Source organism: Pseudomonas sp. NPDC079367, assembly GCF_044542195.1.
Taxonomy (GTDB): domain Bacteria; phylum Pseudomonadota; class Gammaproteobacteria; order Pseudomonadales; family Pseudomonadaceae; genus Aquipseudomonas.
On record NZ_JBITTW010000028.1, the window covers coordinates 16807 to 36844 of the forward strand.

Genomic DNA, 20038 nt, shown 5'->3' on the forward strand with positions numbered 1-20038 from the left:
TCCGCCCGTCCGAGGCCGTTTGTCCATGTCTGTTTCCGCTTCTTCCGCGCCGTCCGCCAAACCGGCGCCCGACCACCACGCCCAGTTCATCGAGCTGCTGCAAACCAGCCTCACCGGCAACGGCTTCATCAAACTGGTGCTGGCCAAGTATGTCGGTGACGAGGCGGATCTGCAGCGGATCATCGTCAAACCAGTAACGGTCAAGGCGCAGCCGTGTCTGTCTTTCGTTTATCGCTACAAGACCCGCGACATCACCAAGAACCTGCCACTGAGCGAAGGCGTGGCGCTGATCGCCGGGCTGTTGCCAACCTCGTTCAAAAATGCGCACTTGCTGGCGCTGACCGACGAAGCGCAGCTGGAATACAGCAAAAAGGGCAAGAGTTCGCTGTTCAAGAGTAAACCCCAGCAATTGCGCGAAGCACCGTCCGCCGAGCACAACCGCGAGAAAAACCGCTTCCTCGAATTGAGCCGACCGTTCCTCAAGGACCTCGGCGTGACGAACGCACAACATGAACTGATCCCGGCGATGTCACGCAAGTGGAAGCAGATCAACAAGTTCATCGAAGTGTTCAGCCATGCCCTGACCTCGTCGCCGCTGGCGCTGGACAAACCGGTGCGGGTCGCCGATTTCGGTTCGGGCAAGGGCTACCTGACGTTCGCCATTCACGATTACCTGCGCAACACTTTGAAGGCCGAGGGCGAAGTCACTGGCGTCGAGCTGCGCGAAGAAATGGTCAACCTGTGCAATGCCGCGGCGGCGAAGCTCGAACACCCGGGGCTGGTGTTCAAATGTGGTGATGTGCGCACGGTGGCGCCCAGCGAGCTGGACGTGATGATCGCCCTGCATGCTTGCGACATCGCTACCGATTACGCGATCCACACCGGCATCCGCTCGGGCGCATCGATCATCATGTGCTCGCCGTGCTGCCACAAACAGATCCGCCTGCAGATCCAGAGCCCGGCGTTGCTCAAGCCAATGCTGCAATACGGTCTGCACCTCGGCCAACAGGCGGAAATGGTCACTGACAGCTTGCGTGCGTTGTTTCTCGAGGCCTGTGGTTACGAGACCAAGGTCTTCGAATTCATCTCGCTGGAACACACCAACAAGAACAAGATGATTCTCGCGGTGAAACGCGCCGAGCCGATCGATGCGACGCAGCTGTTGGCGAAGATCGCCGAGCTCAAGGCGTTCTACCACATCAGCGAACACTGCCTGGAAACCCTGCTGCGCGCCGACAGTTTCCTCGCCTGATAGCCAGAAATACACCCCTGTAGGAGCTGCCGAAGGCTACGATCTTTTGATCCTGGTTCTTTAAATGCAAGATCAAAAGATCGCAGCCTTCGGCGGCTCCTACATTTATCGCGATCGAGCGTAGTAAGCCTGGAATTACCGCAACCCTTGGATACGGTCTACCTTGAATACTCCCAGACCTTTCCCCGAGGAGTTTCCCCATGGCCGCGAAAAAGATTTTGATGCTGGTCGGTGATTACGTCGAAGACTACGAAGTGATGGTGCCGTTCCAGGCCTTGCAAATGGTTGGTCACACGGTCCATGCCGTGTGCCCGGACAAGTCTGCCGGCAGCACTGTGCGCACTGCGATTCATGATTTCGAAGGCGATCAGACCTACAGCGAAAAGCCCGGCCACTTGTTCGCCCTCAATTTCGACTTCGCCAAGGCCAGCGAAGCCGATTACGACGCCCTGCTGATTCCCGGTGGTCGTGCCCCGGAATACCTGCGTTTGAACGAAAAAGTCCTCGAACTGGTGCGCGCCTTCGACAACGCCGGCAAGCCCATCGCCGCGGTGTGCCATGGCGCGCAGTTGCTCGCGGCGGCGGGTGTGCTCGAAGGGCGCGAGTGCAGCGCGTATCCGGCCTGCGCCCCGGAAGTGCGCTTGGCCGGCGGCACGTTCATCGATATTCCGGTGACCGAGGGTCACGTTCAGGGAAATTTCGCCACCGCTCCGGCATGGCCCGCGCATCCAAGCTGGTTGGCCGGCTTCCTCGGTCTGCTCGGCACCAAAATCACCCTGTAGTCGCAGGCGACAGACCGCGGAGGCTGGTCTTTACTCTGAAGCGCGAGATCTCTCAATCGCCCAGGAGAAACAGGCATGTCCGGATGGTACGAAGTGAGCAAAAGCAGCAACGGCCAGTTCAGGTTCGTGTTGAAAGCGGCGAACGCCGAAACGATTCTGACCAGTGAGCTGTATAGCACCCGCGCCGGTGCCGACGGTGGTATCGCATCGGTTCAGACCAACAGCCCGCTGGCTGAGCGTTACGAAAAAAAATCGACGAAGGATGGTCACCCGTATTTCAACCTGAAGGCAGCCAATCACCAGATCATCGGCAGCAGCGAGTCGTATTCTTCCGATGGCGCCTGTGACAAGGGCATTGCCAGTGTGAAGGTCAACGGTTCGACCAAGACCATCAAGGACAAGACGCTGCCGGTGCTCTGAAACCAGGCCTGAGTTCGCTCGCCAAAGGATTGGCGTCCGAATTCTGGCAATGTGCCATCATTTTGCGTATCCTTCGCGCCAAGCCATGGAAGGGCGCAAATCGACACTCTTTCATGCGTTTCAGATTGCTGGCCGTGAGAGAGCTTACCTTTGAAGATGCGTTTTTTGGCTGCCCTGACCGTGCTGCTCAGCCTGAGCGGCTGCTACAGCATGTCCCCAACCCACATTGACGACGCGCTAAGTCCCAGCGCCGGATCTGGCGTGGCGTATGTCGTGGGCGTAGTGGGTATCTGGCCCCAGGCCAGGTACGGCGCACAGGAACAAATGATCATGATCCGCAAGCGCGGCAGCGACGATTTCGCCACCGCGCGTTTGCACAACGAATTCTATGCCCGCACGGCGCGCGATCTGCGTGAGACAGGGCGCGGCATCGGCACGCTGTTCGTCATGCCGCTCAAACCCGGTCGGTACGAAATCTACAACGTGCGCTTCGATCAGGGCCGGTCGCTGTCATGGAGCCGTGAAGACTTCACCATCGGCATGGAACTCGAGGCGGGCAAGGCCTACTACCTCGGCGATTTCCGCGCCGGTTGCCTGATCGGGCGCAGCATGCCGTGCCTGTTCCTGCACAGCGATCACCTCGAGCGCGACGCCGCGCTGGTCCGAGCCAGGTACCCGCAAGTGCCAGGTCTGCAACGTCTGGACATGCCGAACCTGTACACCGCCACGCCATTCATCCGCGAAGAAAACGGCGCCAGCGCCTCCATCTACAAAGCCATGCTGTCAGGAAAACTCTAATGCGCATCAACGTCATGTTTCTGGGATTGCTCTTGCTGCTGAGCGGCTGCCAGACCACCCACAGCCTGAAAACCCCTGAAGTCGATTACAGCGAGCGCCTGCCGGCGATCAACGTCAATGTGATTGGCTTGCCGAGCTGGATGCTGCGCGATGAATTGCGCCATCGCGGCACCTTCGAGGAGGTCAGGGTCGGCCGCAGCGACGACGGCTATAACGTGCTGGTGGTTGCCAACAGCAACGTCGGCGGCATCCAGCCACAGATGTTCCTCAGCGCATTTACCCTGTTTCTCGTGCCGGTGCCGGTCAGTTGGGACAGCACCGTGGTGTTCAGCCTCAGCCATGGCAAGAAAGTGCTGGGCATCTATACCGTGCAGAACCATTCCAGCGCCTGGCGCGGATTGGTCAACCCGTCCGGCGGCCAGTTCGAACATGTACGCCTGATCAGTGACGAGTTCATCGCCAAGGTTTTGAAAGACCAGCCGTTCAACCGCGAGGCGATGCAGCGCGCTGCCAGCCTTTAGCAGAACGATCACCTTCAGGCATTCGCGGCTGACAATTTTCGCGAGCAGGCTCGCTCCCACAAGTTGAACGCATTTCAAAAGGTGCGAGCGAGCCTCGTCGCGAGGGCGTCAGCCCGGCCAATATCAAACCTCAACCGGTACCGACAGCTGCGGATTGCCCAGTGCATGGCTCTTGGCATCGAAGAACCGCAACTCAACGCCAGTGCCTTCAAACACCCTGGCGTAGTGACGCTTCTGATGCTGGATGAACGCGGCACTGCGCGGGTAAATCGAGATCGCCACGGTCGCGGGTCTGGCCAGGCGCAGTGCCCGTACCAGGTGCGCATCCTGTTCGCCCAGGGCATGGCCGAAAATGCACAGGCTGTCGCCATGCGTCAATAACTGCTCGTAGCAGAACGACAGGTAATCCGAACTGCGGATGGTTTTGAGCTTGTCGGCGCTGGGTCCCTCGGTGACGAACAGTGGCACGTCATCCAGCGTCTTGATCGTGTTATTGATCGCGAAACTGCCAAGCAGGGTGCCCTCGGTCGAGGTCAGTTTGCGTGCGGTGCCATCCTGATTTCGCACCAGATGCAGACCACCGTGCAGGTACAGCAGACGCGGTTTGTCCGTGGCGCTTTGGCTCAAGTCGAAACTCGCGTCCGGGCCGTTGAACAGGTCATCAATGGCCTCGCCCGGGTGTTGCAGCGCCCAGTAATTGAGCAGGTCGTAGTTGGTCGTGAACACGCTGCGATAGCGCGCCAGTTCCGCATTCAGCACCGCCAGTGTCGAGGGCTGCACCAGCCGCCACGGGATGTGCACCGCATGCACGGTGTTGATCAGCGCTTCCTTGATCGCGTAATAGCGATTACGCGGCGCCGCCGAACTGACCGCCAGCGCCTTGTTGACCCGGCTGGTGGTTTTCAGGGCACCCAGCACTTGCTCGAAGCTGCGCGTTTGCAGCGCATCGAACACTGCCAGTTCCGAGGGGCTCAGCGGTTTCTCTTCGACTGTACGGGCATTTTCGAACAGCGAGTCGTAGCCGAAGTCATCCCACACCGCACGGCTGGCGCCATTGCCCACCAGCAAACCGCTGAAAGCAGTCGCAGCGCGCAGGGCATTCCAGTCTTCGAGGGTGGCGTCGACATTGAGAAAATCGGTCATTGCGTGGGCGGTCTCAAACGAAGGGCAGATGGACGGCGACTTTATCACGAGCGGACATTGAGCCAGATCAACATTGCTCGTGACCGATCGGTCGATCCTGTGTGTATCCGCCGAATCGAGGCAGTCGATCCGGCTCCAGTCAGGAGACACACGATGAGCAGCACCTTCTTCATTCCCGCCGTCAACATCATGGGCAGCGGCTGCCTCGACGAAGCCATGCTCGCGATTCGCAATTATGGCTTTCGCAAGGCGCTGATCGTCACCGACAGCGGACTGGCCAAGGCGGGCGTGGCGGCGATGATCGCCGAGAAACTGGCAATGCAGGACATTGATTCGGTGATCTTCGACGGCGCCAAACCCAACCCGAGCACGGCCAACGTCGAGGCGGGTCTGGGGCTGTTGAAGGAGAGCAACTGCGATTTCGTGGTGTCACTGGGCGGCGGCTCGCCGCACGATTGCGCCAAGGGCATTGCGCTCTGCGCGACCAACGGCGGGCAGATCGGCGATTACGAAGGCGTCGACCGCTCCAGCCAGCCGCAATTGCCGCTGATCGCCATCAACACCACCGCCGGCACCGCCAGCGAAATGACCCGGTTCTGCATCATCACCGACGAATCGCGCCACGTGAAAATGGCCATCGTCGACCGCAACGTCACGCCGCTGTTGTCGGTCAACGATCCGCAGTTGATGGTCGCGATGCCCAAAGGCCTGACCGCCGCCACCGGCATGGATGCACTGACCCACGCCATCGAAGCCTACGTCTCGACCGCCGCTAATCCGATCACCGATGCCTGTGCCTTGAAGGCCATGAGCCTGATCAGCAGCAACTTGCGTCTGGCCGTGCGCGACGGCAACGACCTGGCGGCGCGGGAGAACATGGCTTACGCGCAGTTCCTCGCCGGTATGGCGTTCAATAACGCCTCGCTGGGTTTTGTACATGCGATGGCGCATCAACTGGGCGGTTACTACGACTTGCCCCACGGCGTCTGCAACGCCGTGTTGCTGCCGCATGTGCAGAGTTTCAATGCGCAAGTGTGTGCTGATCGACTCAGGGACGTTGCCCACGCCATGGGTGCGGACATTCGTGGTCTCGGTGCCGAAGAGGGCGCGCAAGCGGCGATCAACGCCATTCGCAGCCTGGCTAAAGATGTCGAGATCCCCGGCGGACTGCGTGAGCTGGGCGCGAAACTCAGCGATATTCCGGTGCTCGCCGCCAATGCCTTGAAGGATGCCTGTGGGTTGACCAATCCAAGGGCGGCCGATCAGCGCCAGATCGAAGAGATTTTTCGTAACGCGTTTTAAGACCGGCACAGCGCGAACGATCGGCGTTATCCTCGCCGCTCGTTCGCGCCACTTCCGCCGAGTCCTCCATGCTGCAAAAAAGCCTGATTCGCCGCCTCGACCTGATCACTCTGCAACTGTTCGTCGCCGTGCACGAAGAGGGCACGCTGACCCGTGCGGCTGCGCGCGAAGCCATCGCGGTGTCGGCGGCCAGCAAGCGGCTGATGGAATTGGAGGAGGCGTTGGGCATCGCTCTGTTCGTGCGTCAGGCCAAAGGCATGACGCTCACCCCGGCCGGTGAAACCCTGCTGCACCACGCACGACAGATGCTTTTCAACCTCGAGAAGATGGGCCTGGAGCTGGGCGAGCACAGCCACGGTGTGCGGGGTTACGTGCGCATGCTGGCCAATCTTTCGGCGATCATTCAGTTTCTGCCCGAAGACTTGCGTGACTTCTCGGCGCAGCATCCGCAGGTCAAGACCGACCTTGAAGAACGGCCCAGCGCCGGGGTGATTCAGGGCGTGCTCGATGGCGTCGCGGACCTCGGCATCTGCTCTGACGACAGCGACACCCAAGGCCTGCACAGCGTGTTGTACCGCCAGGACAAACTGGTGGTGGTGATGTTGCCGGAGCATCCGCTGGCTACGCGCAAATCAGTGGCCTTCAATGAAACCCTGGACAGCGACTACGTCGGATTGCACGCGGCCAGTTCGATCAATATGCGCACCCATGCGGCGGCGCGGCAGGCCGGCAAAGTCCTGCGCGTGCGCATTCACGTGCCGGGGTTTGACGCGGTCTGCCGGATGGTCCAGGCGAACATGGGCATTGGCATTCTGCCGCAGCGTGCCTACGCGTTATTTGGTCAGTCGCTGGGGTTGCGGGCCGTGCCGCTGAGCGATGCCTGGTCGGATCGCACGTTGATTGTGGTGGTGCGTGATGAAGCGCGGCTGTCGCCGGTGAGCCGAATGTTGTTCGAGCATTTGCGAGCGCAGGGCGCCTGAATCTCTACTGAATGAGCCGGCCTCTTCGCGAGCAAGCCCGCTCCCACAGTTGCCAGCGTGGATGCAAATTGTGCGGCTGACTTGGAACCCTGTGGGAGCGGGCTTGCCCGCGAAAGCGGCTTCGAATTCACCACAGCACTCTGATGCGTTCGCATTTCGCGAATGCTCATTGCCGAGAGACGGCTGGATTCGCCAATGATCGTTCCTCTAGCCTTGGCCGCATATTCCAAGAACAAGAGGTACCCCGCGATGACTGCCCCTTTGAGTGCGATCAAAGTGATCGAGATCGGCACCCTGATCGCCGCGCCGTTTGCCGCGCGCATGCTTGCCGAGTTCGGCGCCGAGGTGATCAAGATCGAAGCCATGGGTCAGGGCGACCCGCTGCGCAAGTGGCGCAAGCTGCACGAAGGCACATCGCTGTGGTGGTACCTGCAATCGCGCAACAAGAAATCCCTGGCACTCAATCTCAAATCCGCTGAAGGCATCGAACTGGTCAAGCAACTGGCCGGCGACGCCGACGTGATCATCGAGAACTTGCGCCCCGGTGCGCTGGAAAAACTCGGTCTGGGCTGGGACGTGCTGCATGCCTTGAATCCTGACCTGACCCTGGTGCGTATCTCCGGCTACGGCCAGACCGGCCCGTACCGCGACCGTCCCGGTTTCGGCGCAATTGGCGAGGCCATGGGCGGCATTCGCTACACCACCGGCAATCCCGATTCGCCACCGGCGCGGGTGGGCGTCAGCCTCGGCGATTCGCTGGCCTCGTTGCACGCGGTGATCGGCGCGCTGATGTCGCTGTTGCGGGTCAAGACCGGGCAGGGCGGCGGGCAGATTGTCGACGTTTCGCTGGCCGAAAGCGTGTTCAACATCATGGAAAGTCTGGTGCCGGAATACGACATGCTTGGCCATGTCCGCGAACGCAGCGGCGGCGCCTTGCCGGGCATTGCGCCCTCCAATACTTACCTCACCGCCGACGGCGCTTATGTGGTGATTGCCGGCAACAGCGACCCGATCTACAAGCGCCTGATGCACGTCATCGGCCGCGCTGATCTGGCCGACGCAGAAGAGTTCGCCCACAACGACGGCCGCGCGGCGCAGAGCGGCTTGCTCGATGCGGCCATCACGCACTGGACCAGCAGCCTGCCGATCGACGAGGTACTGGCCGCCCTCGAAGCCGCTGAAGTGCCGGCCGGGCGCATCTACTCGGTGGCTGACATCGTCGCCGATCCGCACTATCAGGCGCGGGACATGCTGCTCGATGCCGAGTTGCCCGGCGGCGCAACGGTGAAGATGCCCGGCATCGTCCCCAAACTCTCGGAGACCCCCGGCGGGGTGAACTGGTCCGGGCCGAAACTGGGCCAGCACACTGACGCTATTCTCGCCGAACTGGGCCTGACTGAACTCGACATCGAACGCCTGAAAAGCCAAGGGGTGGTGCAATGATCACTGACTATTCGCAAACTCTGATCGTCCAGGAAGTCTCGCCGCGCGATGGCTTGCAGATCGAGCCGACATGGGTGGAAACCGCTGACAAGATCGCTCTGATCAATCAATTGTCACAGGCTGGATTCAGCCGTATCGAAGCCGGCTCGTTCGTCTCACCCAAAGCCATCCCGGCCCTGCGTGACGGCGAGCAGGTGTTCAACGGTATTGAGCGCCAGCCAGGGGTGATTTACGTGGCGTTGATTCCCAACCTCAAAGGTGCGCAACGGGCTCTGGCGGCGAATGCCGATGAGTTGAACCTGGTGATGTCTGCCAGCCAGACGCACAACCTGGCCAACATGCGCATGCGTTGCGAGGAGTCGCTGGCCGCGTTCGCTGACATCGTCGCGTTTGCCAGCGGCTCGGGTGTGCGCCTCAACGGCAGCATCGCCACCACGTTCGGTTGCCCGTTCGAAGGCAAGATTGACGAGGATCGCGTGCTGCAAATTGTCGACGCCTATCAGGAGCTAGGCATTCAGAGCATCAGCCTCGCCGACACCACCGGCATGGCCAATCCGCGTCAAGTCGATCGCTTGGTGCGGCGCGTTTTGCAGCGGGTTTCGCCGGCTGACCTGACCCTGCACTTCCACAACACCCGAGGCCTGGGTCTGTGCAATGTGCTGGCCGCATACGAGGCCGGTGCGCGGCGCTTCGATGCAGCGTTGGGTGGCCTCGGTGGCTGCCCGTTTGCGCCGGGTGCGTCGGGCAACATCTGCACTGAGGATCTGGTGAACCTGTGCGATGAGGTCGGTATTCCCACCGGCATCGATTTGACGCTGCTGCTGAAACTCTCGCGCGGCTTGCCGGCACTGTTAGGCCACGAAGTCCCCGGCCAACTGGCCAAGGCCGGGCGCAATTGCGACCTGCACCCGATCCCCACCTGAAGATAAGAAATCCTTGTGGGAACGGGCTTGCTCACGAATACGGTATGTCATTCAACACGAATATCGACTGACCTGACGCGTTCGCGAGCAAGCCCGCTCCCACAGTTCAAACGCATTGAGCAGTACCACCAGACAACAAAAACAATCGGACGCCATTGGCAGTCCGCCTGGAGAAAAATCCATGAGCCTCAACGTAATGGAGGCGGGCGCAAGTCCGTCTGTCGATCACGACGCCGAAAAAGCCCTGGTCAGCAAAGTCGCCTGGCGCCTGATGCCGCTGATCATGGTCTGCTACCTGTTCGCCTTCTTCGATCGCATCAACATCAGCTTCGCCAAATTCCAGTTGCAGACCGACCTGAGCCTGAGCGACACCGCGTATGGTTTGGGCGCCGGGCTGTTCGTGGTCGGTTACGTGCTGTTCGAAGTGCCGAGCAACATGATGCTGTACAAGGTCGGGGCCCGGCGCTGGATTGCGCGGATCATGATGTCGTGGGGTGTGGCGACGGCGGCGATGGTCTTCGTCAACAGCGAATGGCAGTTCTATGCGCTGCGCTTCGTGATCGGCGCGATGGAAGCCGGGTTTGCTCCGGGCGTGCTGTATTACCTGACCCTGTGGTTTCCTCAGCATTTCCGTGGCCGCATCACCTCGATGCTGTTTCTCGCCTCTGCATTCGCCGGGCTGGTCGGCGCGCCGTTCTCCGGCCTGGTGTTGCAACACCTCGACGGTGTGTTGCAGATGCGTGGCTGGCACTGGTTGTTCCTGCTCGGTGGCGTGCCGTGTATCGCTCTCGGTTTTCTGGTGCTCACGACGCTCAAAGACCGCATCGAGGATGCGCACTGGCTGACGGCTGACGAGAAGAAATTGCTTTCGAGCCGCATCGCCCATCACGAGCCACACAAGAGCGGCGGCTCATTGCTCGCGGCGCTGAAAATTCCCGGTTTCCTGACGTTGGGTTTGATCTATTTCCTGATCCAGGTCGCGTCCTACGGTCTGAATTTCTGGGCACCGCAATTGATCCGCAGCGCCGGCACCGAAAGCCCGGTGATGATCGGCCTGCTGACGGCAATTCCCTACATTTGCGGCGCAATCAGCATGGTGGTGATCGGGCGCTTGTCAGACGCCACCGGTGAACGGCGCAAGTTTGTCGCCGGGCTGGTGATCGTCGGCGCGATCGGCTTTTTCAGCGCAGGAATCTTCGCCAGCCACACGACGTTCCTGATCGTCGCGCTCGGGCTGCTCGGCGCAGGCATCATCGCTTCGATTCCGAGCTTCTGGACCCTGCCACCGAAACTGCTGGCGGGCGCCGGTGCCGGCGCGGCGGGCGGGATCGCGGTGATCAATACCCTGGGGCAATTTGGCGGGATCGTCAGCCCGGTCATGGTCGGGCGCATCAAGGACCTCACCGGCAGCACCACCCCGGCGCTGTATGTGATTGGCGTCGCCGCGCTGATTGCCGCCGTTTTGCTGCTGTGGGGTTTGCCGCAGAAGCTGCGCACGCTCGACAAGTATTGAATTTGCGACGCCGTCGATGACGCCTTCGCGAGCAGGCTTCACACACATGAGAAGATTCGCTGGCCTGATCTGTTGAATCCTTCGATGCAGAAAGGGATAGTGCGCGCCTGGAAATATCTTCAAGGAGCGGGAAGTGACAATGAAGTCCATATGGCTCAGCGCTGCAGCGCTTTGCGGGTGGTTCATGGCTGGGCAGGCGTGGGCTGATTGCACGCCGCCTGCGGTCAGTGGCGAAGCGGACTTTCCTTTGTGCAAGGAATGGCCGGCTTATCCGTCGCTGACGATTACCGCGCTATCGACGTTCGTGCCCGATCCGGTCTATGGCAAGGACGGCCGGGTGGGTTCATACGACCTGGATCTGGCCGTCAGCACGGCTGGCAGCCCCAAACCGCTGGCGACCTATCATCAGCCGTCGGCGTTTCTCTCCGATGCCATCGGGCTGGAAAGTCTGGAACTGGATACTGCCCGCTATAAACTTACGCCCGACCTCCGCGCATTCGGCGTGCGTGCCCATTTCAAAGGCTCGTCACGCGTCAATCCTCTGGATGAAATTTGGCTGTCGCTCTATGTGAAAGAGGGCGACAAACTGCGCCCGGTGCTGGATCGCTTGCTGGTCTACACCTTCAGCGGTGAATGGGATGGCAATTGCGCGGGAGAACGCTCGGAGACTGTGCGTACGCTTGAGATGGCCAAAACCCGATCCAATGGTTACGCCGATATCATCGTCCGCTCAGTCACCATGGGCCTGGTCGGTGAGGGACCGCCTGACACCTGCGAATCGAAGACCACCCACGAAAAGCCAGTGCTGACCACGTTGCGTTACGACGGGAAAACCTACGTTTTACCGCAAGGTTTCAAAGGCATGTGACTGGCGTCACTGATACGAATATTTCAAGGAAGAATCATGAATCTGCATCGTCGAATCTATATCGCCCTCGGCTTGTTCGCGCTTACGGCTCAGGTCCATGCCGCTTGCGAAGTAAAAAAATTCGACGGCCATACGCTCTCGCGCTGCAAAGTCTGGCCTGCGTTCAACACTCAATCAATTGCAGCGAAGGCCACTTTCGTTCCCGATTCTGCGGGTGCTCAGGACGGCGTGTTCGATCTGGCACTGTCAGTAATCAACGCCACGACGGGCAACACATTCGCCAGTTATGCCAAACCCGGCGCTTACAACTCCGATGCGATCAGCTTCGATGATCTGAGGATCGATACGGCGCGTTACCGCTTGGCGGCGGACGTCCGTGCGTTCGGGCTGCGATCGACGTTCATGAGCCACGGTTCCAGAGCCAATCCGTACTCGAAAACCGACCTGGCCTTGTATGTTCGCGAAGGCAATCGCTTACGCCCAGTGCTGGAAGGCCTGGTGGTGCGCAAGGATTTCGGTGAGGGCACCGGGGAGTGCGATACGCGAGACACACGCATTCGCAGGACTGTCGAAATCGGCTCATCCAGCCACAACGGGTTTGCGGATCTGATCGTCAGTTCCAGCGGTTCGTTGATGGAGTCTTTCACGTCAGGCAAACAATGCGCTTCGAAAACCACCAACCTGAAGAACACCCAGGTCACGCTGATCTACGACGGCCAGCAATATGTCGTTCCCGAAGAACTCAGAGGTTACTGATTCGATGCTTACCGGTCTCAACCACCTGACCCTGGCCGTCCGCGATCTGCAGCGGAGTCTGGCGTTCTATCGCGATGTGCTGCAATTGGACATCGAAGCGACGTGGGATAACGGCGCCTATTTGTCACTGCCCGGACTGTGGTTGTGCTTGTCAGAAGATCCTCAGCGCAGCGGGGAGCCGGGCGCGGACTATACCCATTACGCTTTCAGCGTGAGCGCGGCAGACTTCCCTTCACTGGTTGAAACGTTGAAATCGGCTCAGGTGCCGCAGTGGCGAGACAACCGTAGCGAGGGTGCGTCGTTCTACTTTCTCGACCCCGACGGCCACAAGCTGGAAGTCCATGTCGGCGATTTGCAGTCGCGGCTGGCTGCGTGTCGGCAGAAACCGTACCCCGGCATGCGTTTTAACGACGCGCAGTGATCGGGCGCAGTCGGCTGATATAGACTGGCCGCCACGTGTTCTGGCGCTTGCAGGTGTTTCATGACTCCATCATTGCTGTTGGCCGTTCTGGCTTCGGGTTTCATTTACGGGATCACGCCCGGGCCGGGTGTGCTGGCAGTGTTCGGCATTGGCGCGGCCCATGGCCGGCGGGCCGGCGCGGGGTTTCTTTGCGGGCATTTGCTCGGCGATGTGATCTGGTGCAGCACCGCATTGGTGGCCATTGTCGGCGCCCGGGAAATCGGCAGCACCGCATTCGATGTGCTTGGCGTGCTCAGCGCGGTGTATCTGTTCTGGCTCGGCTGGCGTGCGGTGCGTGCCCAGCGGCGCAATGTCGACGAGGCGCAAGGCGCGGCGCGCCAGCCGTTCTGGCACGGTATCGTCTTCGGTCTGACCAATCCCAAGGCCTACCCGGTGGCGGTGGCGACATTCACCGCGCTGCTGTCGAGCCGCGCCGAACTGCTCAACTGGGCGATGCTGCCGGCGCTGATCGCCCTGAGTTTTGTCGGCGGGGCGCTGGCCTACGCGATTCTCATCGGCGTGGTCGGCGCCCAGCGAGTGCGCATCGTTTATCAGCGTCACGAACTGCTGATCACCCGTTTGTGCGGCGTCATGTTTATCGGTTTTGCCATCAACGCGTTGATGCACGCGCTGCCCGGGTTGATGCCGAACAAGGGCTGATGCCGAAGAAGCACCGTTCGTCGCGCCTCGGTCGTTTTTTCTAAACCTTTGACCGTTAAAGCATTCCTAACAGAGGCGGACGTTTGTCCGCCGCGAGCATTTAAGCAGCGGGCGAATCACGGCCCGCTTGAATTTTCAACGAAGGAGGGCGCGACCATGAGCCGGATGGCCACCCGTTTACGTAACGTCAGTTTTGCAGCCCTGCTGGGCCTGTGCGCCAGCACTGCGTTCGCCCAGTCGCCTGCCGAATTCATCAACGATGCCTCCGCCAAGGGCATGGCCGACATCGAAGCCAGCCGTCTGGCCCACGGCAAGACCGAATCGAAAGAGGTCAAGGATTACACCATCGTCGTCATCAACGATCGCACCACGGCCAACCAGCATCTGGCGAAAATCGCCAAGAAACTCGACCTGCCGGTTGCCCCCCGCGAAGAAATCGCCGACAAGGCCAAAGAGCTGATGCCGCAAGTGAAGGACGGCGCGACGTTCGATCAGGCCTACGCGGCAAGCCAGGTCAAAGCCACGGAAGAGGCCATTACCCAGATCGAGCAACAGGCACAGACCACCGACGTGCCGGAAATCAAAGCGTTCGCCGATGAGACGTTGCCGAAACTGCAAAGCCATCTGGAAAAGGCCCGCGCGTTGCAGGCCAGTCGCTAACATTCAGCAGTGGTTCGAATTCGGCCGCCCGGCATGAACTGATGCAGGAGCGGCCGAAGTCATTTCAGCACTCATTCAAATCCTGCTTTGGCTTGCTCTTGTCGCCCAAGCCCTCCAGATCAAATACCTGACTTTCGCCAAGTGCGCGGTAATGCTGGCGCAGCGCTTCAAGCTGCTTCAAATCCAGCGCCTCCAGGCCAAGCATCGCGTTCTGCGCTTCCTTGTTCACCCGCAGCAGCTCATCGAGTTTCAAATGCAAAATGTCGGTATCGCGGTTCTGCGTGTTCTGAATCAGGAACACCATCAGGAACGTGATGATCGTCGTTGAGGTATTGATGATCAGTTGCCAAGTGTCGTTGTAACCAAAAATCGGCCCGCTCAACCCCCACAACCCGATCAGAATCAATGCCCCCATGAACGTCTTCGGGCTACCGGCCCACAGGGCAAGTTTCTGGGCAATCTTTGCGAATTTCATGATGGAAGTCCTTGTTTTGAGAGCTTGAAATTCAGACATCGGCGTTGCGCTGAAAATTCTGTTTACAAACTTTCGACGCAGGACTTTGGTCGCAAAGGCGTGCCGCGCAGATCGCTGTATCGTGTCGTCAATTGCCAAGACACCCTCGACAGGAGAACGCCATGAGCTGGTCTGCCAAGCAATACGTCGCTTTCGAAGATGAACGCACCCGCCCGGCTCGTGACCTGCTGGCGGCGATACCCACGGCGCAGGCGCGGGCGGTGGTGGACATTGGGTGTGGGCCGGGTAATTCCACCGCGTTGCTGGTGCAGCGTTTCCCCGAGGCTACTGTGAGCGGCCTCGACAGTTCGGCAGACATGATCGCCGCGGCGCGCAAGCGCTTGCCTGACGTGCAGTTCGAGGTCGCCGAGATCGACAAGTGGGCAAACGCCGGCCCGTTCGATGTGATTTTCGCCAACGCGGTTTTGCAATGGGTGCCTGATCACGCTTCGTTGCTGCCAGCCCTGGCGAGCAGACTTTCAGACGGCGGCAGCCTGGCGATCCAGATGCCAGACAACCTCAATGAACCGTCTCACCGTTTGATGCGCGAAGTCGCCGCCAATGGGCCGTGGGCGAGCAAGCTTGCAGGCGCTGCCGGGCAGCGTACCGATATGGCCAATGCCAGTGAATTTTTCGCGATGCTGCGCCCGTACTGCGCGCGAGTGGATGTGTGGCGCACGACGTATCATCATCAATTGCCGGGCGGAGCGGCGGGGGTGGTCGAGTGGTTCAAAGGCAGTGGTTTGATTCCATTTCTGAGCCCGTTGACCGAGGAGGAGCAGGCGCAGTATCTGCAGCGGTATCTGGCGCAAGTTGCAAGGGCTTATCCCGCATTGGCTGATGGCTCGGTGCTGTTGCCGTTTCCACGGCTGTTTATCGTTGCGACTCGCTGAAACATTTTCCCAAGCGAGCTCGCTTTGAGTCTTGAATTCGACGCGTTGTTTCAGGTCGGCGTAGCGGGCTGAAACAACTCGTTCACGCTGAATTCGCCGGAAAGTTCTTTCTGTATCCGGGGCTTTTAAACGCGTTACGCCGTGGCCGTTTAAAGTTGAATCGCGTTACGTCCCGATGCCTACAAATCCTTGCGCCTCTGCCTACCGGTACGCCAGAATCCGCCGGCTTGTGCGCCTGGAGGGCGGTCGGTAACTTGGTTCGCGTCACTGATTTGCAGTGATCGGGTTTAGCAGCCCGGCCAGGATTGACCAACGGTTGCACATGTACCTTCCAGTCAGGCTTCGCCTGCACTTGATGGTGGCTGTGCGCATGGCACCCTCGGGTGCGCCGGGTTTTGGACTTCCTACCGGTCTGCTAACTTGCGTACAGCTGCCACCCTTTCGTATAGCAGCGGGACGGTTGCAGTTACCACTACAGGAAGATTCCATGTTCAAAGTAACGCCAAATCCACCGGAAACCGATCCGGCCTCCCCGTACCAATCCCTCAATTCGAAAAAACTCCACGAAGCCGCCGAACGCGCCCTCGACCACTACCTCATTCCGCCGCAAACCAGCTCACCGCCATACCAGACCAGCAGCATGTTCCAGGTCAACCCGAGCACCGACACCGAGTCGCTACTGGTCAACGCCAGCGAATCCCTTGGCTCGGCCAGCGTCATGCTGGGCGACTTTGCCGCCTTGCTCGACGGCAGCCAGCGCAAGACCCTGCTCGGCATCGCCCAGGTCGTCATGCTGGGTGAACTGGCGGTGAATCGAGCGCTGGATAATGTGGTACCGGTGGGTTAGTCGGCGCTGATTTCCGGGCAAAAAAAACCGGTCGTGGGGACCGGTTTTTCGGCTAGTGCAGCGTCAAAACCGCTGATCAATACCAGGTTTGTCCTCTTGAAAGGGCTCGGAAGGGGGAATCGGGAATTGCTGCTCCTCATACTCGCTCACCCGCCGAGCGAGAATTTCCAATTCATCGCCTTCCGGCGAGTTCATCTCAGCGCCCCTAATCTGCTCGATACGCAGCAATGCTGCGGACAAGTCTTCAGTGCTCCGAATGGGTTTGATGTCCACAAATGATGTCCGCTTTGGTAACCACATGAGCGGCGATCTTGAACGGCCCTGTGTAGCAATCAGAAGATCTCTATTGCTCCACGTATTAGTGAAATTTTCTCAAAAATGGTCATATCTGATCCTTAAGGGAAGTTAGATGGCTACAATGGCTCTATTAAGATCCTTAAGAATTGGAAGGGTTGGCCATGTCTTACATGCATTTGCTTCATTCGCCGGCTGAGATCGCTAGGAACGTCGGAGAAAACGCCAAAAGACTGCGTCTCTCCAAAAACCTTTCCCGCAAGACGCTCGCAGAAAAGGCCGGGGTGTCCGAATCCACCATCAAGCGATTCGAAGCGACCGGCCTCGTGACGTTGGAGGCATTGATCCTGATAGCCACTGCGCTTGATGAACTCGAGGCTGTGACCAAACTGTTCAAACCAGAGCAACCGAGCTCGCTGGATGAGCTGAAGAATGCCAGGCGCAAGCGGGGGATGCGTTGATGATCAAGCCTTTCAAACACACAGAAGCACTGAATGTTTTGAAAGAGGGCGCCAAGGTTGGCGAGCTTGTCAAAGTCGCGGGCCGAGGGATTTACTTCGCTTACGATCCGGGTTGGCTTGCCACTGGCTACAATCTCTCGCCGCTGACAATGGCCTGGGACGAGAAGCCACAGCTAGCCAGAAACACCAGCCTTTTCGATGGGCTACACGGACCGTTTGCCGATTCACTGCCTGATGGCTGGGGCATGCTACTGATGGATCGGTATCTCGACAGCACCTTCGGTGACGGCACCCGCCTTACCGTCACAGCGCTTGATCGCCTCGCTTACATGGGCGACCGCAGCATGGGCGCGTTTGAATATCAGGCGAAAGCGGAAAAAACAGAGCTCACAGGCCCGTTGGATATCAGCCAACTCTACGAAGCTTCCATTGAAGTTCAAGAAGGCGAGACACCAGCAGTGCTTACCAAATTGCGACTGGCCGGTGGCTCACCGGGTGGCGCTCGACCGAAGGCAGTTGTGGCGCTGTCTGCCGACAAAACCCAGGCGATCTCGGCCTTCGATGCCCTGCCCGAAGGCTACGCACACTGGATCGTCAAGTTCAGGGCGTTGTACGAACCGGTCGAAACCGGCGGCATCGAGCTGGCATACGCCGAGATGGCTCGCGCCGCCGGAGTGATCATGGCTGAATCGGATCTTCTGGATGTGCAGATGCCTGGCGGCGAGGTTGAGCGTTTCTTCGCAACCAAGCGCTTCGACCGAGACGGCGAGCGCAAGATTCACATGATGACCGTCTCGGCCCTCATGTACGCGGACTACCGCGCGTTGTCAGCCATCGACTACCCGAACCTGCTCAAGCTCACTCAGGTGTTGACCAGAAGCTCCGTCGAAGTGGAAAAGATGGCCAGGTTGATGATCTTCAATGCGCTGTCTCACAACCATGACGACCATGCGAAGAACTTTGCTTTTCTCTGCCAAAATCCTGAAAAAAAAGGCGAGAAAGAAACCTGGACGCTGTCTCCGGCTTACGACCTGACGTTTGCAAATGCCATGGGCGAGCACACCACCGACTTCGGCGGCCGTACTCCCGGCAAGCCTACACGCAAGCGAATCATGGAAATCTGCAAGGATTACAAATACCTGAAGGCTGAAGAATACATCGAGCAGACTCTCGCTGCGCTCGCCGACTGGAAGAAAGTATTCGCTCGATTGAACGTCCCGCACAAAGCAGGTGAGCCGATCTTCAATGTACTGGCGAAGCTGCATCAGGATTTCGAAAAGTAATCCGTTGAGGTAGGGGCTCAGCGATCTTTCCCGTAAGTCTTTAGCGCCAACACGCTTCAACTTCCGGACATAAAAAAACCGGCCATGAAGGCCGGTTTTCAATCCTGCATCCCCCGTCAGACAACACAACGCGAGATCAATATTCGGTGGAGCGGGTAGAGGGAATCGAACCCTCATCTAAAGCTTGGGAAGCTTTCGTTCTACCACTAAACTATACCCGCTCAGAGCGGCTGACTTTGTACCAGACTCGGCCACGGATTTGAAGTTTTCTTTTCTCTGCGATGGCTTTTTCACGCAGAAAACGGTCAATCGCGAGCAAGGGTTGCGCCGTTGTAAACAGGCACTTCACACTTGCAGTCTTGCCCGCGATGACGCTGTTTCAAATGGCCAATGCATGTTGATCCTGCACAAACGAGTAGCGCATCCGGGTGGCTTGCGGCGCTGGTTTAAGAAAGCCGAGCAGGGCGTTCTGGCTGTCGCGGCACGCAGCCTTGTGTTCCATGTCGAGGAAGTGTCCGGTGGCTTGCAGGGTGGTGAAGCTGCTGTGGGCGACGTGGTTGCCGAACAGGCGCGCATCCTCGGCGGCGGTGTATTCGTCCCATTCGCCGTTGAGAAACAGCACCGGCACGTTGATCTTTTTCGCCGCGTTCACATAGCACTGCCGATCGCTGTGCAGCACATCGTTGATGTGAAAGTGCATCTGCCCATATTCATGCTCGGCCAGGCTGCTGACGTGGCGATAGTTGAAGCGTTTGAACAGTGACGGCAGGTGTTTGCCGATGGTGTTGTTGACCAGATGCCCGACCCGATCGCCGTCGCGGCTGCCGAGGTAGTCGACGCCGCGCTCGAGGTAGTCGAGCATGTGCGCATTGATCACCGGCGAGAACGAGCTGATCACGGCTTTTTCTATGCGCCGGGGTTGCTGGGCGAGGGCAACCAGAGTGGCGGCGCCGCCCCAGGAGAACGACAGCACATGCTCGGCTGCAAAGTGGTCGATCAGCTCCAGCAGAATCTGCCCTTCGACTTCCTTCGTCAGATGTTTCTCATGCCGGTTGTGAGCTTTTGACCGACCCGCGTAGGGCTGGTCGTAGCAGACCACGTTGAACTGCGGGTGCAGGTTTTTCACGGTCTGTGCAAACGACGCAGTCGTGGCCATCGAGCCGTTGACCAGAATGATGGTCTTTTCTGCGGCTTGTGATCGTTAGATCTTCGTGTATTGAATTTTTTTTTCTTGTTTTTTATTTATAGGTTTTTGTGGTATCATT

Annotated in this window: 22 protein-coding genes, 1 tRNA gene and 1 pseudogene; 19 read left to right on the forward strand and 5 right to left on the reverse strand. The window is 59.1% G+C overall.

Annotated elements, in window-relative coordinates; all coding sequences use genetic code 11:
* Nucleotides 1-25 precede the first annotated feature (25 nt).
* The 5 genes from ACIGDJ_RS19675 to ACIGDJ_RS19695 all read left to right on the forward strand — a co-directional run bounded on the left by ACIGDJ_RS19675 (nucleotide 26) and on the right by ACIGDJ_RS19695 (nucleotide 3773).
* Nucleotides 26-1252: a class I SAM-dependent methyltransferase gene (locus ACIGDJ_RS19675; RefSeq protein WP_397478426.1), complete on the forward strand. Its 1227-nt coding sequence runs from the start codon at nucleotides 26-28 to the stop codon at nucleotides 1250-1252.
* A 200-nt stretch (nucleotides 1253-1452) separates the two neighbouring features.
* Nucleotides 1453-2034 carry a DJ-1/PfpI family protein gene (locus ACIGDJ_RS19680; RefSeq protein ID WP_101158437.1) on the forward strand — a complete coding sequence of 194 codons (582 nt, stop codon included), beginning with the start codon at nucleotides 1453-1455 and terminating at the stop codon, nucleotides 2032-2034.
* 75 nt (nucleotides 2035-2109) lie between these two features.
* Entirely contained in the window at nucleotides 2110-2454 is a 345-nt protein-coding gene (locus ACIGDJ_RS19685) for a YegP family protein (protein WP_101158438.1), read from the forward strand.
* Nucleotides 2455-2610: 156 nt separating this feature from the next.
* Nucleotides 2611-3252 (forward strand): hypothetical protein, encoded by a 642-nt coding sequence (locus ACIGDJ_RS19690; RefSeq protein ID WP_101158736.1) that lies wholly within the window; start codon nucleotides 2611-2613, stop codon nucleotides 3250-3252.
* Nucleotides 3252-3773, forward strand: coding sequence for a hypothetical protein (locus ACIGDJ_RS19695; protein WP_101158439.1), 522 nt, complete (start codon nucleotides 3252-3254; stop codon nucleotides 3771-3773). The genes ACIGDJ_RS19690 and ACIGDJ_RS19695 overlap by 1 nt, the downstream gene beginning before the upstream one ends.
* A 123-nt stretch (nucleotides 3774-3896) precedes the next feature.
* Here ACIGDJ_RS19695 and ACIGDJ_RS19700 read toward each other — a convergent pair whose 3' ends face one another.
* On the reverse strand, nucleotides 3897-4916 hold the full coding sequence (locus ACIGDJ_RS19700) for a DUF4917 family protein (RefSeq protein ID WP_397478425.1): 1020 nt from the start codon (nucleotides 4914-4916) through the stop codon (nucleotides 3897-3899).
* Between the two features lie 153 nt (nucleotides 4917-5069).
* Here ACIGDJ_RS19700 and yiaY point away from each other — a divergent pair, with 153 nt between their 5' ends.
* The 10 genes from yiaY to ACIGDJ_RS19750 all read left to right on the forward strand — a co-directional run bounded on the left by yiaY (nucleotide 5070) and on the right by ACIGDJ_RS19750 (nucleotide 14481).
* Nucleotides 5070-6218 carry an L-threonine dehydrogenase gene (gene yiaY / locus ACIGDJ_RS19705; RefSeq protein WP_101158441.1) on the forward strand — a complete coding sequence of 383 codons (1149 nt, stop codon included), beginning with the start codon at nucleotides 5070-5072 and terminating at the stop codon, nucleotides 6216-6218.
* A gap of 68 nt (nucleotides 6219-6286) precedes the next feature.
* Complete coding sequence (locus ACIGDJ_RS19710; protein WP_101158442.1) at nucleotides 6287-7198, forward strand: LysR family transcriptional regulator; 912 nt, start codon at nucleotides 6287-6289, stop codon at nucleotides 7196-7198.
* Between the two features lie 249 nt (nucleotides 7199-7447).
* Nucleotides 7448-8641 (forward strand): CaiB/BaiF CoA transferase family protein, encoded by a 1194-nt coding sequence (locus tag ACIGDJ_RS19715; protein ID WP_397478424.1) that lies wholly within the window; start codon nucleotides 7448-7450, stop codon nucleotides 8639-8641.
* Nucleotides 8638-9564, forward strand: a complete 927-nt coding sequence (locus ACIGDJ_RS19720; protein ID WP_397478423.1) for a hydroxymethylglutaryl-CoA lyase — start codon at nucleotides 8638-8640, stop codon at nucleotides 9562-9564. Before ACIGDJ_RS19715 ends, ACIGDJ_RS19720 begins: the two co-directional genes overlap by 4 nt.
* 181 nt (nucleotides 9565-9745) lie before the next feature.
* Complete coding sequence (locus tag ACIGDJ_RS19725; RefSeq protein WP_101158445.1) at nucleotides 9746-11077, forward strand: MFS transporter; 1332 nt, start codon at nucleotides 9746-9748, stop codon at nucleotides 11075-11077.
* Nucleotides 11078-11210: 133 nt separating this feature from the next.
* Nucleotides 11211-11945, forward strand: coding sequence for a hypothetical protein (locus ACIGDJ_RS19730; protein ID WP_101158446.1), 735 nt, complete (start codon nucleotides 11211-11213; stop codon nucleotides 11943-11945).
* Nucleotides 11946-11981: 36 nt separating this feature from the next.
* Nucleotides 11982-12701: a hypothetical protein gene (locus ACIGDJ_RS19735; protein WP_101158447.1), complete on the forward strand. Its 720-nt coding sequence runs from the start codon at nucleotides 11982-11984 to the stop codon at nucleotides 12699-12701.
* A 4-nt stretch (nucleotides 12702-12705) separates the two neighbouring features.
* Nucleotides 12706-13122: a fosfomycin resistance glutathione transferase gene (gene fos / locus ACIGDJ_RS19740; protein WP_101158448.1), complete on the forward strand. Its 417-nt coding sequence runs from the start codon at nucleotides 12706-12708 to the stop codon at nucleotides 13120-13122.
* A gap of 60 nt (nucleotides 13123-13182) precedes the next feature.
* On the forward strand, nucleotides 13183-13821 hold the full coding sequence (locus ACIGDJ_RS19745; protein ID WP_397478422.1) for a LysE family translocator: 639 nt from the start codon (nucleotides 13183-13185) through the stop codon (nucleotides 13819-13821).
* A 156-nt stretch (nucleotides 13822-13977) separates the two neighbouring features.
* On the forward strand, nucleotides 13978-14481 hold the full coding sequence (locus ACIGDJ_RS19750) for a DUF4142 domain-containing protein (RefSeq protein WP_397478421.1): 504 nt from the start codon (nucleotides 13978-13980) through the stop codon (nucleotides 14479-14481).
* A gap of 64 nt (nucleotides 14482-14545) precedes the next feature.
* Here ACIGDJ_RS19750 and ACIGDJ_RS19755 read toward each other — a convergent pair whose 3' ends face one another.
* Nucleotides 14546-14956 carry a low affinity iron permease family protein gene (locus ACIGDJ_RS19755; protein ID WP_101158451.1) on the reverse strand — a complete coding sequence of 137 codons (411 nt, stop codon included), beginning with the start codon at nucleotides 14954-14956 and terminating at the stop codon, nucleotides 14546-14548.
* A gap of 161 nt (nucleotides 14957-15117) precedes the next feature.
* Here ACIGDJ_RS19755 and tam point away from each other — a divergent pair, with 161 nt between their 5' ends.
* Nucleotides 15118-15888 (forward strand): trans-aconitate 2-methyltransferase, encoded by a 771-nt coding sequence (gene tam, locus ACIGDJ_RS19760; protein ID WP_397478420.1) that lies wholly within the window; start codon nucleotides 15118-15120, stop codon nucleotides 15886-15888.
* 487 nt (nucleotides 15889-16375) lie between these two features.
* Entirely contained in the window at nucleotides 16376-16735 is a 360-nt protein-coding gene (locus ACIGDJ_RS19765; RefSeq protein WP_312996064.1) for a DUF6124 family protein, read from the forward strand.
* Between the two features lie 63 nt (nucleotides 16736-16798).
* On the opposite strand, the gene ACIGDJ_RS19770 is transcribed toward ACIGDJ_RS19765, so the two are convergent.
* Complete coding sequence (locus ACIGDJ_RS19770; protein WP_312996068.1) at nucleotides 16799-17008, reverse strand: hypothetical protein; 210 nt, start codon at nucleotides 17006-17008, stop codon at nucleotides 16799-16801.
* Between the two features lie 185 nt (nucleotides 17009-17193).
* Between ACIGDJ_RS19770 and ACIGDJ_RS19775 the strand changes: the two genes are divergently transcribed.
* Together ACIGDJ_RS19775 and ACIGDJ_RS19780 are read left to right on the forward strand one after the other, a co-directional pair.
* A complete protein-coding gene (locus ACIGDJ_RS19775) occupies nucleotides 17194-17490 on the forward strand; it encodes a helix-turn-helix transcriptional regulator (RefSeq protein ID WP_312996071.1) in 297 nt (98 codons plus the stop codon).
* Nucleotides 17490-18773 (forward strand): type II toxin-antitoxin system HipA family toxin, encoded by a 1284-nt coding sequence (locus tag ACIGDJ_RS19780; RefSeq protein ID WP_397478419.1) that lies wholly within the window; start codon nucleotides 17490-17492, stop codon nucleotides 18771-18773. The genes ACIGDJ_RS19775 and ACIGDJ_RS19780 overlap by 1 nt, the downstream gene beginning before the upstream one ends.
* Nucleotides 18774-18920: 147 nt before the next feature.
* Here the strand turns inward: ACIGDJ_RS19780 and ACIGDJ_RS19785 are convergent.
* Nucleotides 18921-18994 (reverse strand) — tRNA-Gly (locus ACIGDJ_RS19785).
* A 158-nt stretch (nucleotides 18995-19152) separates the two neighbouring features.
* A pseudogene (locus ACIGDJ_RS19790) lies at nucleotides 19153-19965 on the reverse strand (alpha/beta fold hydrolase); the annotation flags it as partial.
* Between the last annotated feature and the right edge of the window lie 73 nt (nucleotides 19966-20038).